Origin of the sequence: Escherichia sp. B1147, from assembly GCF_001660175.1 — a bacterium.
In the GTDB taxonomy this organism is placed as follows: domain Bacteria; phylum Pseudomonadota; class Gammaproteobacteria; order Enterobacterales; family Enterobacteriaceae; genus Escherichia; species Escherichia whittamii.
The window spans coordinates 129468-146362 of record NZ_LFHY01000011.1 but is presented as its reverse complement, the minus strand read 5'-3'; the positions used below and the strand labels follow the sequence as shown (position 1 = coordinate 146362).

The following is a 16895-nucleotide window of genomic DNA, read 5'->3' as shown; positions in this document are numbered from 1 at the left end:
ATGAGATCGAGCACACATTTTATGCAACGTAGAGTTTGGTGTTGCACTAATGAGTGACCATTATCACATTTATTCTTCTTTTTCTTCCTCGAGTTCGTCCCACATTGCGCCGATAGCATCGCGAGTCAGTGGTGCCATAGTGCGCCAGAACGGCGTGGTTGCATGGGCCTCAATTTTACCGAGAAAAGCGCCACACCACGGCAACAGATACTCGCTGAACAGCGTTTCCAGTGCTTCGCTTTCATCCTCCGTTGACTGATCTTCCAGCCAGGAAGCCGCGAGCAGCAACGTGCCGATGTGATCTGCTGGCGTATCTGCTAACGGCATCCCGCGTTCTGAAAGAAAAGCACGCACTTCCGCTTCCGTCGCGCCCTCAACCCAGGCGCTGCGATAAGGCGGTACTGCACTTTCATCGCCGATAAACAGCGCATTGTAGTCGGCAGACACTTGCGCCATATCACAACTTTTCTGCAAACGCGCCAGCAACTCATCCTGCTCCAGTGGCCAGCTCGCTGCCAATTTTCCCTCACGAATCAGGGTAAACAGCGGAACCAGTAAAGGGTCCTGTGGTTGGCGGTAATAAAGTGACCCCAGAACACGACACAGGATAGAAAACTCGTTCATTTATTTATTTCCATAAAAGCAATTAAAGTTCAGCAAATTCCGCAATCGGCGCCATACCGCGGGATTCCAGGAAGTTGAGTAAACGGCGCGGTGAAACATTCAAAATGCGTTCTTCTGGAAAATCAACCGCGTCGAGAATTTTACGACACTCTTCAAATTCACCCATACTAAACGCGGTATGAGAATCCGAGCCTAATGCCACCCAACCGCCAGCATCGCGCACCGCAGCAGCAACTGCACGGCAGTTATCTTCACTGCCTTTGCGCGAGTGTAAGAAGGACGAATTATTGATTTCCAGCGCGACCTGGTGTTTCGCGGCTGCTTCAGAAACTGCTTTGAAATCAATAGGATATTTCGGGTTGCCCGGATGGCTTATTATGTGCACATTGCCGCTGGCGATAGTCGCGATCATCGCTTGCGTATTGGTCGCTTCATCATGTGGCGCAAAAACCGGTTCATGAAAACCAGCGATGATTAAATCCAGCGACTCAAACATTTTGCCGCTACAGTCAATTTCGCCGTCAACATTTTTAATGTTGGCTTCAATGCCGCGCAGGATCCCTACCCCATCAACCACTCGTGGCCAAATACGCATATTAATGAAATGCCAGTGATGCGGCGCATCTTCCATATCCGGTCCATGATCGGTAATTGCAAAAAGCTTGATTCCCTTCTGTTTAGCCTGGGCAATGTAATCACTTAATGTGCTGTATGCATGCGTGCTGGCAACAGTATGCATATGAAGGTCGACGGGATACATAACTCTCTCCTGTATTCAATTCTTGCCAAGGATAGCAGGAATCCTGGCGCTTTATTAGTAGCCTCGAACTCGGTCGACTTGTCCGCTAGCGGCCTCCCCCCTTTCTAGCTGGGAAATGGTGCGCGAAATATACGCCACTGCTTCGACGGGGCGCGTAATAGCTGCCACATGTGGTGTTATCGTGACGCGTGGATGTTGCCAGAGCGGGCTTTCCGGCGGTAAAGGTTCACGATTAAAAACATCCAGCATTGCTCCTTTAATCTTGCCACTATCCAGAGCCGCGAGCAGGTCATCTTCCACCACATGAACGCCTCGCGCCAGATTGAGAAGATACGCGCCATCCGGTAATTGATTGAATAATTGTTGATTAATAATGCCGGCCGTTTCAGGCGTATTCGGTAACAGATTAATCAGTACCCGGCATTGACTCAGAAATGCCTTCAGCTCTTCGCTTCCAGCAAAGCTTTGTACATCTGGCCATGATTTACGAGTGCGGCTCCAGCAACGCAGCGGAAAGCGCCAGGTTTGTAGACTCTGTGCGACTTTACTGCCCAACACGCCAGCGCCCAAAATGCCAATTGTAAAATCTTCCCGATGATATTCAGGCAGCGGTTGCCAGTGCGAAGCATTTTGCTGGATTCGATAATCGTCAAAACGCCGGAACCAATGAAGTACCTGACTTACAGCATATTCCTGCATTTGCTCGCCCATACCGGTGTCTTCCAGGCGGAAAAGCGGAATGGAGGGTTTAAGCATTTCAGGGTGTGCCTGTAGTTTACTCAATATAGAATCCACACCGGCGCCGAGTGCAAACACTGCTTTAAGATCGCGTCCTGCCAGCATTTCAACTGGAGGATGCCAGACTAACGCATAATCTGCGCCCAGGTTATCTCCGTTTTCCCAGGCTCTGACCCTGGCATGAGGTATCGCTTTACTCAGCGCGTCAATCCACCATTTTGTGTCAAAGGTAGGGTGATAAAAGATGATATCCATATTGGCTCCCGAAAACGGTTGAGCGGAATTTATTCACGCTTATTGTTATGATCTGCAAGGAACATCAGAATAGCAAATCTGCAGTCGGTGGCAAAAAAAGCAAAACTTGCTTATTTAACCTGCAAATTGTTTGAAGTTTGAATAAACGCACTTTTTTTTAAAAAAGTTTGTTGACCCGAAGCAACTATTTCCATAAATTAGCGCCCGTTCCAGCAAGACAGGAACAACAATGTGGTGAGGTGTCCGAGTGGCTGAAGGAGCACGCCTGGAAAGTGTGTATACGGCAACGTATCCGGGGTTCGAATCCCCGCCTCACCGCCATATTTTAAGAAGAGCTCGTACGAAAGTACGGGCTTTTTTTTCACATGTTGCACAGCCTGGCGGGGATGAGAAGCCCGGACCCGGGTTCGACAACTGGCGGCAGCCAGTTGGACAGACCGCGAACGCAGTGAACGGGCTGCCCGCAGGGCGACGAGGAGTTTCCCAACATAGTCTCATGTTGCGTTCATAAAGGATGGGGGGAAAGATACCTTGTTTTGCAAAATCATATTTGCATAAGATAATAGCGAAATAATATTTATTACTTACAAAGGCAAAAGCTGAATATAAATGTACAAAGCGATTCAATTCTAACTATTGCGAGTAAATGGATGGGAGTATCCTTTAATAACAGACAGCATGACTATGCTCTTCTGAAGCGAGCACAAGACAAAAGAGTTTCCGATATCGCTTTAAGAACTCTTGATGCAAAAGGTCCTGATGTTGTTACTCGCCTGCTTCTTGTTGAAGCAAAATAAATCTTAACTCTTACGAAACAGGTTGGCATTCAGGCACTCCAGACTCGCATATGTTCATGATCTACAAACAAAGATTCAAGATGTCATATCTGCGATGAATTCAACAATTTATAAGATGGAGGATAAAGCATGAACTTAACTGAAATTTCAAAAGAAATTGAAAAATTGAAATACCATATAAACATCCTTGGTGACATAATCAACTACCATAATCATCCTGTGGAGTCATTAACTATTTCAATGGATTGGGATGAAAAAAACATCAATCACACACATGATATATTTGAAAAATACGATGAAAAGTTAAGCAACAATGAAAGATTAAACTGGTATGATTTTGAAAACGACTTAAAAAACGAACTCGATATTGAATACCAAATGGTTAAACAAGTTATTCTTGCTTTTTACAAAAATCATCAGTGGACAGATGTTTGTTATCAATATGCGCTAAGTTTTGGACCTAACATACCTGCCGAGTTTCACCAAATTATTCATCACAATAACTAATTGTCTATCTGGTAGTAGGACAATTCTATTACCAGATAAATACATTTAATCATAGTTATTTATTTGGTTACTACCTAACGCACAAACTGATATGACATTAATGCTGGCGATGAGACAGTAAGTTATATACAATATTGATAATAGTCTCGTACATTTGTTTAAGTCAATTTAAGGATAGAACCATGTATAATACAAAGAGGATTGCCTGGCGCGCATATAAAAAAGGGTATCATACAGGGGAGAGTATAAAATGGTTTTCATATTTTCACTCAATTCTTACTGGAGCCTGCTTTACCTTTTTCATTGGGCTTTTTAGTGTATCTCCTGTCAATATCTCCAATAGTGTTCCGCTGTGGTGGGCTACGTTAGGTTTCGCAATATCAACATTGCTGAACACAGGCTTCTCATTATTTTACATATTTGCAAGTGGTGAAAGGGAGTTCATTTTTGAACTACACTCATATAGTAAAGTTGCTAATTTATTGATTATTACTTCATTAGCACTGCCAGTAATTTCATTTATCATGTTACTTTTTTATTACTCCACACATATTGGCGTAATAATTTTATTTGTCACAGCCATCATTTCATTAATAATAAAAAGAATGTTTTCCGAGATAAAATCAACAAAGGATAAAATAGAAAAGAGAAAGTTATGGTCAATTGAAAATGACAAGTTTGATGATTATGATACAATATGTGAACAATATGATTTTCCAATTTTTACACCAGAAGAACAATCCCAGAGAAGTATTGAACTTTATTTCCTTATCAAAATATATAAAATTATAAAAAACTTTCAAGACAGCAACCCTCAAATCGACAACATGGCTAATATTGATTCGTTTAATAACGAATTACTCAACATTGTTCATGAAATGTATAACAGCAGAAATTTCCTCCCGGGAATTTTATCAAAAAAAACAAAGAAACTGATTTTATTAACCATGACAAAAAACAATGAATTGAATAAGGAAAAAATATCAGAAGAGTTGACAAAACTGAATGAATATATTGAGAACAGACTTTATTATTTAAAATAGCTATTCTGCATTGCAACTAAACCGGCTATAGGCAGTTTCAGATAAAGTTGTAGCCCGGGCATAAACATCAAAAACAAAGCCCGGTTAGCCCGGGCTCTGCGCTTATAATACGCTTAACTGTATGCATGTAGCGTACGTTGGCAAAGTGCCGAACGTACGCAATCATTTTTGCCGAACCGGACGATCCCGACCATTTCATCTTCTTCGAAACGTTCCAGCGCGTCACTTAATCCGGAGCGCACACCGCGAGGTAAATCGCATTGCGTAATATCACCGTTGACGATAACCGTCACGTTCTCCCCGAGGCGGGTTAAAAACATTTTCATTTGCGCGGCAGTCACATTCTGCGCCTCGTCAAGAATGACGACTGCATTTTCAAAGGTACGTCCACGCATATAGGCAAACGGCGCAATTTCCACCTTCCCTATTTCCGGTCGCAGGCAATACTGCATAAAGGAAGCCCCTAAGCGCCGGACCAGCACGTCGTAGACCGGGCGAAAATAGGGAGCAAACTTTTCTGCAATATCCCCGGGTAAGAAGCCAAGGTCTTCATCTGCTTGTAGAACTGGACGGGTGACGATGATCCTGTCGACATCCTTATGTATCAGGGCCTCTGCCGCTTTTGCCGCACTGATCCAGGTTTTACCGCACCCGGCTTCGCCCGTAGCGAATATCAGCTGCTTACTCTCAATAGCCTTCAGATAGTGCAATTGCGCTTCATTTCGCGCCTCGATTGGCGAAGTATCGCGACTGTCGCGGGCCATACCAATGGCTTCTACGCCGCTCATCTGCACAAGCGAGGTGACCGATTCTTCTTCACGCTGTTTATGGCTGCGCGAATCCCGTCTCAGCACACGTTTTGCTTCGCGACGAGCTTTGATCACTGCTTTTTGTCTTCCCATGGAGAGCACCTTGAGTTGTTTGTATTCATCACACGCGCCATTGGCAGCGCGATTATGCGCACGAACATCAGAGGGTTGGCTTCCTTGTAAGCCATAGTTTGCTTTTGGAAATAACACCAAAAACGGCTACGCGCACCGTTTACGGCGTCGGTAACACGAGTAAAGAAAGGAAGTGGATGAGAATGTAGAGTGACGCAGTTGCTACCGGAGGAGGAGTCTCCGCGTTTGGTGGAGCGTTGATTGTCTAAAACATGTCCAGTACAGGACGTTACCATCCGCGATCTCCATAGTGACTGACTATCACTGCCGGGAACTACCGCTGTTACATAATAATTACAACAGATCTCTCACTCATTGCAACAGCATATTCACTTATATTTAACCATAAACACCCATTTCGGTGACATTAGTTTCTATTGGAAAGATGACAGAGTGATGACAGTGATAGAGAAAGTTATGTGCTTTCAGCAGGATTCGCGGTTGCTGGTAAAGTACCTTGTTCTTGCCGGATGCGGCGTAAACGCCTTATCCGGCCTACCGTTCCGGCACCAATTGTAGGCATGATAAGATGCGCCAGCATCGCATCAGGCACCAGCGCACGAATGCCGGATGCGGCGTAAACGCCTTATCCGACCTACCGATTCGGCACCGATTGTAGGCCTGATAAGATGCACCAGCATCGCATCAGGCACCAGCGCACGAACGTCGGATGCGGCGTAAACGCCTATCCGCCTAAAAACATTAAACCCGCAATAATGCGCTTCCGAGATAATCGTTCGCGTCCTTCACCCCTGGCAACGCAAAGAAATAACCGCCACCGATAGGTTTGACGTATTCCTCCAGCGCCTCGCCGTTCAGTCTTTTTTGTACTGTCAGGAAGCCCTTTTCCAGATCGTGTTGGTAGCAGACAAACAGCAGCCCCATGTCCAGTTGCCCGGAATTGGTGACGCCCAACGAATAACTGTAGCCACGTCGCAGCATCAGGCTGGACTCGCTCTCCGCCGTGCGGGGATTCGCCAGCCGGATATGGCTGTCCAGTGCAATCACCTTCCCTTCCGGGTCGCTGGCGTAATCGGGAACATCATGCTCATGCTTCATACCCAGCGGCGCACCGGTTTGCTTATCACGACCAAAAATCGTCTGCTGTTCTTTCAGCGGTGTTCTGTCCCAAAACTCAACGCGAAACTGAATTAAGCGCACAGCCTGGTAGCTGCCACCAATAGTCCAGGCTGGTTCTTGCTGATCTGCCGTGACCCACACCACTTTTTGCATCAACTTATCATTCTGGCTATCGGGATTGGCGGTACCGTCTTTGAAGCCCAGCAAATTGATTGGTGTCTCTTTACCTTTACTGCGTGCCGCGTGATCGGAGATAAACCCTTCCCGCTTCCAGCGCACGCTGAGTAAATCCGGCGTGTGTTTGATGATATCGCGCAGCGCATGGATCACCGTGTCCTGGGTGTTGGCACAAATCTGTAGCAACACATCACCATGACATAACGCTGCATCAAGCGAGTCGTTGGGGAAACGCGTCATCTTTTGCAACTTTTTCGGTATCTGCGTTGCAAGACCAAAGCGCTCATCAAACAATGCGTGGCCCACCGATAACGTAATGGTGAGATTATCAGGCGCAATGTAGCCGCCAAGAATACCGGAATCGAGTGGCGGCAGGCGCGGATTTGGTGTTTCTGGGGCCACTCCGCCCTGAGTCAGAAAAGCAAACCGCTGAGTCAACAAGCGAAACAATCGCTCAAGGTCGGCTTTATCGCTGGCAAGCACATCAAATGCCACCAGCATCATTGCAGCCTGCTGCGGCGTCAGAATACCCGCCTGATGCTCGCCATAAAAAGGCTGCACTTCACTGCGCGCATCCGGTGAAAGCGTACCTGGCGCACTTTGCGGTTTTTGTGCATGCGCGACCGGGCAACTTCCCGCCAGCGCCAGCGCGCCAATCCCTTTCAGTAAACGTCGGCGTGACGGTTCATTCACGCCGTTTTCATTTTCATACTGCATAAAGCTTAATCCAGTCCCAGCACACCGCGAAGTTGCGCCAGATCTTCCGCCAGCGCAGTAATCGGTCCTTTCAGCGCGTTACGGTCGGCATCGGTCAGCTTGTCGTAAGTTTCAAAACCGTCTTTGGTACGGTATTTCGCCAGAATGGTATCGACCTTTTTGAAGTTGGCATCGACTTTTGCCAGCAGTTCCGGGTTGGCTTTTTGTAGTTGTGGACGCAGCAGATCGACAATTTTCTGCGAGCCTTCAACGTTGGCCTGGAAGTCCCACAGATCGGTGTGGCTATAACGATCTTCTTCACCGCTGATTTTGCTGGCTGCCACTTCCTCAATCAGTCCGGCTGCGCCGCCGACCACTTTTGAAGGTGGGAAAGCCAGTTCACTGATGCGTTTTTGCAAATCGACCACATCGGTATAAAGCTGGTCAGCGTACTGATCCATTCCTTTGGTGGAGTTGTCGCCAAATAAGGCTTTTTCCAGACGGTGGAAACCGGTGAATTTCGGGTCGGCGGCTTTTTGCTCGTAATCATCCTCACGGGCGTCAATGCTGCCATCCAGATCGGAGAACAGTTCAGCAATCGGTTCAATCCGCTCATAGTGCTGGCGCGTCGGCGCATACAGCGCTTTCGCTTTTTCGATATCGCCCGCTTTAATAGCGTCGGTAAAAGCTTTGGTGTCGGTCACCAGCTGCTTGGTTTCCGCCGTGACATACGCTTTATATGCGGTAATTGCGCCGCCAAGACTTAACAGCGCGTCGCTTTGCGCCGCATCCGCCGTTGCCTCACCTTTAACGATCAACTTCCCTTTCGGGTTAGTCAGCAGACCGCAGGTCATATCGTATTCGCCAGGCTGTAAATTTGCCGTCATTTTCTGGCTAAAACCGGGAGCAATGTTTTCTCGCTCTTCCACCACCATCACCCCTTTGAGGATCTCCCACTCCAGCGCCTTCTGGCTGTGGTTCTGAATGATGAACTGTGTTTTCCCGGCGTTAACCGTAATGGTCATCGGTTCGCACTGTTTATCTGTCACAGTGACTTTGACCTGCGGAATATCAGCGGCGTTAGCCATAAAAGCAGAGGAGAACAGCGCAGCTACGCTCAGGTGCAGTGCGCTACGACGGAAGTTAATGGTCATGACGAGACTATCCCTTTAAAGTATGTTGTAACTAAGCAAGAATTTGCGTCGTATTCGTTACGCGGAGCGAGACGCTGTCGTTCCTGCACGTGGCGGCAGAGCAAACGCTACCAGCGCCGGGATGAGATAAATAAACCAGACGGCGACTTCGCTGACGCTCGGCGCTTCCTGATAACCAAAAATACCTTCCATCAGCGTACCGAACAGCGAGTGAGTTGAGAGCACCGCACTCATATCGAAGGCGATTTCCTGAAAGTGGTTCCACAATCCGGCTTCATGAAATGCGCGAATGGCACCTGCCGCCAGCCCTGCGGCGACGAAGAGAATAAACAGGCTGGTCCATTTGAAAAATGCGCCCAGATTCAGTCGAATACCGCCCCAGTAGAGCAGGAAACCAAGCACCACAGCCGTGGCAAGACCCAGCATTGCGCCGAGCGGGGGCCAGATCCCGACATCTTGTTGAAATGCCGCCAGCAGGAAAAAAACCGACTCCAGCCCTTCCCTTGCAACGGCAAAAAAGACCATCATCACCAGCGCCCAGCCATGATGATTTCCACGCTGCAATGCGCTATCGACTGCCTGCTCCAGTTGCACCTTGACGTTACGCGACACTTTGCGCATCCAGAAAACCATCCAGGTGAGGATCACCACAGCAATCACCGCCACGATACCTTCAAACAGCTCCTGCTCTTTTTGTGGAAATTCGCCGGTGGTTTCATTAATGAAGATGCCCAGTCCCAGGCACAACGCAGCGGCAAGCAACACGCCAATCCACATGACTCCAATCCATCGGCCTCGCTGGGTACGCTTAAGATAGCTGGCAATCAAACTGACAATCAGCGCGGCTTCAAGTCCTTCGCGCAACATAATGAGAAACGGAACAAACATGCCACCCACCCTTAAACGTTTTTCTGAGTCAATCTATGCAAAGAAAAGTAAATCACAGTGATAGTGATTATCATTACGACACAGAAAAACACAAGCAGAATGTAGTGATAATGATGAGAAAATGTAAAAATATTTTGAGAAAAAACACAGAGGGCAATCACTGATTGCCCTCTGCCTGATTCCCATTATGACGTGGGATTTTCGGTAAAACGCCTTCCCTTAGCTTTCTTGCAACCGTGACGGCGGTGCCGAATGATAGTGCGCATCGGCCTCGGCAAAGCGTTTTTGCATCGCCGCTGACGGCGCTTTACCCAGCAAACTAAACACCACAATCCCAATACTGCCGAAGATAAAGCCCGGAATAATTTCGTACAGTCCCAGCCAGCCGAACTGTTTCCAGACGATAACCGTGAGCGCGCCAATGATCATCCCCGCCAGCGATCCGTTGCGCGTCATACGTGACCACATCACCGAGAACAGCACCACCGGTCCAAACGCCGCGCCAAAGCCAGCCCACGCGTAGCTCACCAGCCCCAGCACGCGGTTTTCCGGGTTCGCTGCCAGCGCAATCGCCACCAGCGCCACCACCAGCACCATGACACGCCCTACCCACACCAGTTCTTTCTGGCTGGCATGTTTACGCAGAAACGCTTTGTACAAATCTTCAGTAATCGCACTGGAACATACCAACAACTGGCAGCTTAAGGTTGACATCACCGCCGCCAGTATCGCCGACAGCAGGATCCCGGCAATCCACGGGTTAAACAGAATTTGCGCCAGTTCGATAAACACGCGCTCGGCATTCTGATTTACTGCCCCCGCCAACGCCGGATGATCATTAAAGTAAGCAATCCCAAAGAAGCCGACAGCCACTGCCCCTGCCAGGCAGAGGATCATCCAGGTCATACTGATACGACGCGCATGGACGATGCTGTGATGAGAATCCGCCGCCATAAAACGCGCCAGAATGTGCGGCTGACCGAAGTACCCCAGCCCCCAGCCCATCAGCGAGATAATGGCGATAAAGTTCAGTCCTTTGAGCATATCAACGTTTTCAATGCTCTTTTGTTTGATAACCTCCAGCGAATCACCAAACCCGCCGACGCTGATAATGACAATGACAGGCGTCAGGATCAGCGCAAAAATCATCAGGCTGGCCTGTACAGTGTCAGTCCAGCTCACCGCGAGGAAGCCGCCAATAAAGGTATAAAGGATGGTCGCCGCTGCCCCTGCCCACAGAGCCGTTTCGTAGCTCATGCCGAAGGTGCTTTCAAACAGACGTGCGCCTGCCACAATGCCAGAGGCACAATAAATGGTGAAGAACAGCAAAATAACCAACGCGGAGATAATGCGCAAAATACGGCTTTTATCTTCAAAGCGCCCGGTGAAATAATCCGGCAGAGTTAAGGCGTTATTATTGTATTCGGTATGCACACGCAACCGCCCTGCCACCAGCTTCCAGTTGATCCACGCGCCTAATGTCAGGCCAATGGCGATCCAGCTTTCGGAAATACCGGAAAGAAAAACTGCGCCCGGCAAGCCCATTAACAGCCAGCCGCTCATGTCAGACGCACCCGCAGATAATGCCGTTACAAACGGCCCAAGGCTGCGACCGCCCAGAATATAGTCGTCGAAGTTTTTAGTTGATCGCCAGGCGATAAACCCAATCAATATCATGCCAAAGATATAGACACAAAATGTCACCAACATCGGTGTGCTAATAGCCATCTAAAGTCTCCAAAAAATTATTATCGGCAATGTCGAAACTTGCCGTTATATCTGCCACCGGAACGGGGTAACAGAGTTTATGTTTTACCAGGGCGACCGTATCCTGCCGGAAGTGCTGGTTATTCACAATCGATTTAACACATCATTTACATCAAATTTTATTACCCAGCGACACTATTTTTCATCAGGTTGCACTTCCTCACATTTTTTGCGGTTGCACCTTTCAAAAATGTTAACTGCCGCAGAGAAAAAGCCTGCATTACTTTTTTAATTCCTGTCATATCGATTTCTTTTATTAACATTTCATTCATTTTTAAGCTTGCTACGTAAGTCACATTTAACGCGGTTGCACAAAGTTGCAACATAATGGATATTTCACGATAACGTTAAGTTGCACTTTTCAGAACAACAGGAGTAATGGCATGGGAACCACCACTATGGGGGTTAAGCTGGACGACGCGACGCGTGAGCGTATTAAGTCTGCCGCAACACGCATCGATCGCACACCGCACTGGTTAATTAAGCAGGCGATTTTTTCTTATCTTGAACAGCTGGAAAACAGCGATACCTTGCCGGAACTGCCTGCGCTACTTTCTGGCGCGGCCAATGAGAGCGATGAAGCGCCGAATCCGGCAGAGGAACCACACCAGCCGTTCCTCGACTTTGCCGAGCAAATTTTGCCTCAGTCGGTTTCCCGCGCCGCCATCACCGCCGCATATCGCCGCCCGGAAAGCGAAGCGGTTTCTATGCTGCTGGAACAAGCCCGCCTGCCGCAGCCGATTGCTGAACAGGCGCACAAACTGGCGTATCAACTGGCGGATAAACTGCGTAATCAAAAAAACGCCAGTGGTCGCGCTGGCATGGTGCAGGGGTTATTGCAGGAGTTTTCACTGTCATCGCAGGAAGGCGTGGCGCTGATGTGTCTGGCGGAAGCATTGCTGCGTATTCCCGACAAAGCCACCCGTGATGCGTTAATTCGCGACAAAATCAGCAACGGTAACTGGCAGTCACACATTGGTCGTAGCCCGTCTTTGTTTGTTAATGCCGCCACCTGGGGGCTGCTGTTTACCGGCAAACTGGTTTCTACCCATAACGAAGCCAGCCTCTCCCGTTCGCTGAATCGCATTATCGGTAAGAGCGGCGAACCGCTGATCCGCAAAGGTGTGGATATGGCGATGCGCCTGATGGGCGAGCAGTTTGTCACTGGCGAAACCATCGCGGAAGCATTAGCCAATGCCCGCAAGCTTGAAGAGAAAGGTTTCCGTTACTCATACGATATGCTGGGCGAAGCCGCACTGACCGCAGCGGACGCGCAGGCGTATATGGTTTCCTACCAACAGGCGATTCACGCTATTGGTAAAGCATCCAATGGTCGCGGCATCTATGAAGGTCCGGGGATTTCAATCAAGCTGTCGGCGCTACATCCGCGTTACAGCCGCGCCCAGTATGACCGGGTAATGGAAGAGCTTTACCCGCGTCTGAAATCATTAACCTTGCTGGCACGCCAGTACGACATTGGTATCAACATTGACGCCGAAGAAACCGATCGTCTGGAGATCTCCCTCGATCTGCTGGAAAAACTCTGTTTCGAGCCAGAGCTGGCAGGCTGGAACGGTATTGGTTTTGTTATTCAGGCTTATCAGAAACGCTGCCCGCTGGTGATTGATTACCTGATTGAGCTCGCGACCCGCAGCCGTCGCCGTCTGATGATTCGTCTGGTGAAAGGCGCATATTGGGATAGTGAAATCAAGCGTGCGCAGATGGACGGCCTTGAAGGTTATCCGGTTTATACCCGCAAGGTGTACACAGACGTCTCTTATCTCGCCTGTGCGAAAAAGCTGCTGGCGGTGCCAAATCTAATCTACCCGCAGTTTGCAACGCACAACGCCCATACGCTGGCGGCGATTTACCAACTGGCGGGTCAGAATTACTACCCGGGCCAGTACGAGTTCCAGTGCCTGCATGGCATGGGCGAGCCACTGTATGAGCAGGTCACCGGGAAAATCGCTGACGGCAAACTTAACCGTCCGTGTCGTATTTATGCTCCGGTCGGCACACATGAAACGCTGCTGGCGTATCTGGTGCGTCGCCTGCTGGAAAACGGTGCCAACACCTCGTTTGTTAACCGTATTGCCGACACATCTCTGCCACTGGATGAACTGGTTGCCGATCCGGTCACTGCCGTTGAAAAAATGGCACAACAGGAAGGGCAAACTGGATTACCGCATCCGAAAATTCCACTGCCGCGTGATCTTTACGGTCACGGACGCGACAACTCGGCAGGGCTGGATCTCGCCAACGAACACCGACTGGCATCGCTTTCCTCTGCCCTGCTCAATAGTGCACTGCAAAAATGGCAGGCCTTGCCAATACTGGAACAACCGGTAGCGGCAGGTGAAATGTTACCCGTTATCAACCCGGCGGAACCGAAAGATATTGTGGGCTATGTGCGTGAAACCACGCCGCGTGAAGTGGAACAGGCACTGGAAAGTGCAGTAAATAACGCGCCAATCTGGTTTGCCACTCCTCCGGCTGAACGCGCGGCGATTTTGCATCGCGCTGCCGTGCTGATGGAAAGCCAGATGCAGCAACTGATTGGTATTCTGGTGCGTGAAGCCGGAAAAACATTCAGTAACGCCATCGCCGAAGTGCGTGAAGCCGTCGATTTTCTCCACTACTACGCCGGACAGGTGCGGGATGATTTCGCTAACGAAACTCATCGTCCATTAGGGCCTGTGGTGTGTATCAGTCCGTGGAACTTCCCGCTGGCGATTTTCACCGGGCAGATCGCCGCCGCACTGGCGGCGGGTAACAGCGTGCTGGCAAAACCGGCAGAACAAACGCCGCTGATTGCCGCGCAAGGCATCTCTATTTTACTGGAAGCGGGCGTACCGCCAGGCGTGGTGCAGTTGCTGCCAGGTCAGGGTGAAACTGTGGGCGCGCAACTGACGGGTGATGATCGCGTGCGCGGGGTGATGTTTACCGGTTCAACCGAAGTCGCCACGTTACTGCAACGCAATATCGCCAGCCGCCTGGATGCTCAGGGTCGCCCTGTTCCGCTCATTGCAGAAACCGGCGGTATGAACGCGATGATTGTCGATTCCTCCGCCCTGACCGAACAGGTCGTCGTCGATGTGCTGGCCTCGGCCTTCGACAGTGCAGGCCAGCGTTGTTCGGCGCTGCGTGTGCTGTGCCTGCAAGATGAAATTGCCGACCACACGCTGAAAATGCTGCGCGGCGCAATGGCTGAGTGCCGGATGGGTAATCCGGGTCGCCTGACCACCGATATCGGTCCGGTGATTGATAGCGAAGCGAAAGCCAATATTGAGCGTCATATTCAGACCATGCGTGGCAAAGGCCGTCCGGTGTTCCAGGCGGTGCGGGAAAACAGCGAAGATGCCCGTGAATGGCAAAGTGGCACCTTTGTCGCTCCGACGCTTATCGAACTGGATGACTTTGCTGAATTGCAAAAAGAGGTCTTTGGTCCGGTGCTGCATGTGGTGCGTTACAGCCGTAATCAGTTACCAGAACTGATCGAGCAGATTAACGCTTCCGGCTATGGCCTGACGCTCGGCGTCCATACGCGTATTGATGAAACCATTGCTCAGGTCACTGGCTCGGCGCATGTCGGTAACTTGTATGTTAACCGTAATATGGTTGGCGCGGTGGTTGGGGTGCAACCGTTCGGCGGCGAAGGATTGTCCGGCACCGGGCCGAAAGCAGGCGGGCCGCTCTATCTCTACCGTCTGCTGGCGAATCGCCCGGATAGCGCACTGGCGGTGACGCTCGCGCGTCAGGATGCAGAGTATCCGGTCGATGCCCAACTGAAGGCGGCATTAATTCAGCCGCTAAATGCACTGCGGGAATGGGCGGCAAACCGGACAGAATTGCAGGCGTTATGTACGCAATATGGCGAACTGGCGCAGGCAGGAACACAGCGATTGCTACCAGGGCCGACGGGTGAACGCAACACCTGGACGCTGCTGCCGCGTGAGCGCGTGTTGTGTATTGCGGATGATGAGCAGGATGCGCTGACCCAACTCGCCGCCGTGCTGGCCGTTGGCAGCCAGGTGCTGTGGCCGGATGACGCACTGCATCGTCAGTTAGTGAAGGCATTACCATCGGCAGTCAACGAACGGATTCAACTGGCGAAAGTGGAAAATATTACCGCTCAACCGTTTGATGCGGTGATCTTCCACGGTGATTCGGATCAGCTTCGCGCGTTATGTGAAGCCGTTGCCGCGCGGGATGGTGCAATTGTTTCGGTGCAGGGTTTTGCCCGTGGCGAAAGCAATATCCTTCTGGAACGGCTCTATATTGAACGTTCACTGAGTGTGAATACCGCTGCTGCTGGCGGTAACGCCAGTTTGATGACTATCGGTTAAACAGGTTGCCGGAGGATCTTGCAACTTCCTCCGGCATCATTAACGTGGCCGAATCCCTTCAATAATAATCCGCTGCACGTTTTCAACCGTTTGATTAAAAAACACTTCATCACGCAACGTGGCGCCTGTCACCGCTTCCACCTGGGGGGCAAAATCGGCGTAATGTTGAGTGGAAGCCCAGATCATAAAAATCAGATGCTGCGGGTCAATCGGCGCGAGTTTGCCGCTTTTGACCCAACCGGCAATCAGCGCCGATTTCTCATCAATTAATGCTTTCAAATCGCCCGTCAGTTCATCCATTAATAGCGGCGCACCTGCCAGCATTTCCATACAAAACAGGCGTGAGGCCTGCGGATAATCGCGGGAGACTTCCAGTTTCAGACGAATGTACTCTTTGATCGCCGCCAGCGGGGCGAAATCTTCACGAAACGCCTTTAACGGCGCCAGCCAGATATCGAGAATTTGCCGCAACACGGCAATGTATAGCGCCTCTTTTGACGGAAAGTAATACAGCAGATTGGTTTTTGAAACGCCCGCCAACTCTGCTATTTGCTCCAGCCTTGTACCGTGAAAACCGAATTGTGAAAAAGTGTCCAGTGCCGCGCTAAGAATCGCTTTTTTCTTCGCGCTCACTGCGCGCGAACGTTTACCCGTTGTTTTCACTGCGTCTTGCGTCATGCGCTCTCCCCTCTTTTAGATTGGCAACAGGATAGCAAAATCAGCATGATGCCTCGACCATCAACATTCACAGTACAAATGAATAATGGTGAAATGAGCGAGAAAGGTATTAACGTGAGGATATTAAGGAGAGTAGAACGAAAAACCGCCGGAATTACCGGCGGCAGTGGCGTATTGACGCGCGTCAGACAAACGCATTCGTCATTGAGTAGCCCGGCTAGTTGTCGCTTTTGCCGTGGCTGCTTTTGCCACCTTTTTTTCCTGCTTCAGATGCGCGCTGCGGGTCATTTTTGAAATTCCCCCCGCTGTGCTGTCCACCTTTTTTACCTGCTTCTGATGCTCTTTCGCGGTCTTCTGCAAAATTACCTGAACCGCCTCGATGGTTTGCCATTACTGACCTCCGTCTTGATGTAGACATCATATTGCATTGCATAGGATTAACGC

General features: G+C 49.8%; 14 protein-coding genes and 1 tRNA gene. 4 read left to right on the top strand and 11 right to left on the bottom strand.

The genetic code is table 11. The features are described from left to right. Nucleotides 1-69: 69 nt before the first annotated feature. From ycdY to ghrA, 3 genes are read right to left on the bottom strand one after another with little or no spacing between them, the layout of a single operon-like run. On the bottom strand, nt 70-624 hold the full coding sequence (gene ycdY, locus A9180_RS10170; protein WP_064528484.1) for a molecular chaperone YcdY: 555 nt from the start codon (nt 622-624) through the stop codon (nt 70-72). Nucleotides 625-646: 22 nt separating this feature from the next. Then, nucleotides 647-1384 carry a zinc-binding phosphatase gene (gene ycdX / locus A9180_RS10165; RefSeq protein WP_064528482.1) on the bottom strand — a complete coding sequence of 246 codons (738 nt, stop codon included), beginning with the start codon at nt 1382-1384 and terminating at the stop codon, nt 647-649. Between the two features lie 54 nt (nt 1385-1438). Continuing rightward, entirely contained in the window at nt 1439-2377 is a 939-nt protein-coding gene (gene ghrA, locus A9180_RS10160) for a glyoxylate/hydroxypyruvate reductase GhrA (protein WP_064528480.1), read from the bottom strand. A 233-nt stretch (nt 2378-2610) separates the two neighbouring features. On the opposite strand from ghrA, the gene A9180_RS10155 reads away from it, so the two are divergent. From A9180_RS10155 to A9180_RS10145, 3 genes are all read left to right on the top strand, one after another. Next, nucleotides 2611-2698: transfer RNA gene (locus A9180_RS10155), tRNA-Ser, on the top strand. Nucleotides 2699-3303: 605 nt separating this feature from the next. Next, complete coding sequence (locus tag A9180_RS10150) at nt 3304-3681, top strand: hypothetical protein (RefSeq protein WP_064528478.1); 378 nt, start codon at nt 3304-3306, stop codon at nt 3679-3681. Nucleotides 3682-3863: 182 nt separating this feature from the next. Next, nucleotides 3864-4724 (top strand): hypothetical protein, encoded by an 861-nt coding sequence (locus A9180_RS10145; RefSeq protein WP_064528477.1) that lies wholly within the window; start codon nt 3864-3866, stop codon nt 4722-4724. Between the two features lie 113 nt (nt 4725-4837). Here the strand turns inward: A9180_RS10145 and phoH are convergent, their stop codons facing one another. From phoH to A9180_RS10110, 6 genes are all read right to left on the bottom strand, one after another. Next, the gene (gene phoH, locus A9180_RS10140) at nt 4838-5626 is read right to left on the bottom strand and encodes a phosphate starvation-inducible protein PhoH (protein WP_064528475.1); all 789 of its coding nucleotides are present in this window, start codon (nt 5624-5626) and stop codon (nt 4838-4840) included. Nucleotides 5627-6367: 741 nt separating this feature from the next. Beyond that, the gene (gene efeB / locus A9180_RS10130) at nt 6368-7639 is read right to left on the bottom strand and encodes an iron uptake transporter deferrochelatase/peroxidase subunit (protein ID WP_064528471.1); all 1272 of its coding nucleotides are present in this window, start codon (nt 7637-7639) and stop codon (nt 6368-6370) included. Between the two features lie 5 nt (nt 7640-7644). Then, nucleotides 7645-8772 carry an iron uptake system protein EfeO gene (gene efeO / locus A9180_RS10125; RefSeq protein WP_064528469.1) on the bottom strand — a complete coding sequence of 376 codons (1128 nt, stop codon included), beginning with the start codon at nt 8770-8772 and terminating at the stop codon, nt 7645-7647. Nucleotides 8773-8829: 57 nt separating this feature from the next. Next, nucleotides 8830-9660, bottom strand: coding sequence for an iron uptake transporter permease EfeU (gene efeU / locus A9180_RS10120; protein WP_000497943.1), 831 nt, complete (start codon nt 9658-9660; stop codon nt 8830-8832). 219 nt (nt 9661-9879) lie between these two features. After that, entirely contained in the window at nt 9880-11388 is a 1509-nt protein-coding gene (gene putP, locus A9180_RS10115) for a sodium/proline symporter PutP (protein WP_064528468.1), read from the bottom strand. Between the two features lie 161 nt (nt 11389-11549). Continuing rightward, complete coding sequence (locus A9180_RS10110; RefSeq protein WP_149025975.1) at nt 11550-11753, bottom strand: hypothetical protein; 204 nt, start codon at nt 11751-11753, stop codon at nt 11550-11552. 57 nt (nt 11754-11810) lie between these two features. Here A9180_RS10110 and putA point away from each other — a divergent pair, with 57 nt between their 5' ends. Beyond that, nucleotides 11811-15773 carry a trifunctional transcriptional regulator/proline dehydrogenase/L-glutamate gamma-semialdehyde dehydrogenase gene (putA, locus tag A9180_RS10105; RefSeq protein ID WP_064528464.1) on the top strand — a complete coding sequence of 1321 codons (3963 nt, stop codon included), beginning with the start codon at nt 11811-11813 and terminating at the stop codon, nt 15771-15773. 39 nt (nt 15774-15812) lie between these two features. Here putA and rutR read toward each other — a convergent pair whose 3' ends face one another. Together rutR and A9180_RS10095 are read right to left on the bottom strand one after the other, a co-directional pair. Continuing rightward, a complete protein-coding gene (gene rutR, locus A9180_RS10100; RefSeq protein ID WP_064528462.1) occupies nt 15813-16451 on the bottom strand; it encodes an HTH-type transcriptional regulator RutR in 639 nt (212 codons plus the stop codon). 217 nt (nt 16452-16668) lie between these two features. Continuing rightward, a complete protein-coding gene (locus A9180_RS10095) occupies nt 16669-16842 on the bottom strand; it encodes a general stress protein (protein WP_001273658.1) in 174 nt (57 codons plus the stop codon). Nucleotides 16843-16895 lie beyond the last annotated feature (53 nt).

What these genes read in the sequence shown, in the direction of transcription:
- ycdY (WP_064528484.1), bottom strand. Translation starts at nt 624, where the DNA reads ATGAACGAGTTTTCTATCCTGTGTCGTGTTCTGGGGTCACTTTATTAC.
- ycdX (WP_064528482.1), bottom strand. Translation starts at nt 1,384, where the DNA reads ATGTATCCCGTCGACCTTCATATGCATACTGTTGCCAGCACGCATGCA.
- ghrA (WP_064528480.1), bottom strand. Translation starts at nt 2,377, where the DNA reads ATGGATATCATCTTTTATCACCCTACCTTTGACACAAAATGGTGGATT.
- A9180_RS10150 (WP_064528478.1), top strand. Translation starts at nt 3,304, where the DNA reads ATGAACTTAACTGAAATTTCAAAAGAAATTGAAAAATTGAAATACCAT.
- A9180_RS10145 (WP_064528477.1), top strand. Translation starts at nt 3,864, where the DNA reads ATGTATAATACAAAGAGGATTGCCTGGCGCGCATATAAAAAAGGGTAT.
- phoH (WP_064528475.1), bottom strand. Translation starts at nt 5,626, where the DNA reads ATGGGAAGACAAAAAGCAGTGATCAAAGCTCGTCGCGAAGCAAAACGT.
- efeB (WP_064528471.1), bottom strand. Translation starts at nt 7,639, where the DNA reads ATGCAGTATGAAAATGAAAACGGCGTGAATGAACCGTCACGCCGACGT.
- efeO (WP_064528469.1), bottom strand. Translation starts at nt 8,772, where the DNA reads ATGACCATTAACTTCCGTCGTAGCGCACTGCACCTGAGCGTAGCTGCG.
- efeU (WP_000497943.1), bottom strand. Translation starts at nt 9,660, where the DNA reads ATGTTTGTTCCGTTTCTCATTATGTTGCGCGAAGGACTTGAAGCCGCG.
- putP (WP_064528468.1), bottom strand. Translation starts at nt 11,388, where the DNA reads ATGGCTATTAGCACACCGATGTTGGTGACATTTTGTGTCTATATCTTT.
- A9180_RS10110 (WP_149025975.1), bottom strand. Translation starts at nt 11,753, where the DNA reads ATGTTGCAACTTTGTGCAACCGCGTTAAATGTGACTTACGTAGCAAGC.
- putA (WP_064528464.1), top strand. Translation starts at nt 11,811, where the DNA reads ATGGGAACCACCACTATGGGGGTTAAGCTGGACGACGCGACGCGTGAG.
- rutR (WP_064528462.1), bottom strand. Translation starts at nt 16,451, where the DNA reads ATGACGCAAGACGCAGTGAAAACAACGGGTAAACGTTCGCGCGCAGTG.
- A9180_RS10095 (WP_001273658.1), bottom strand. Translation starts at nt 16,842, where the DNA reads ATGGCAAACCATCGAGGCGGTTCAGGTAATTTTGCAGAAGACCGCGAA.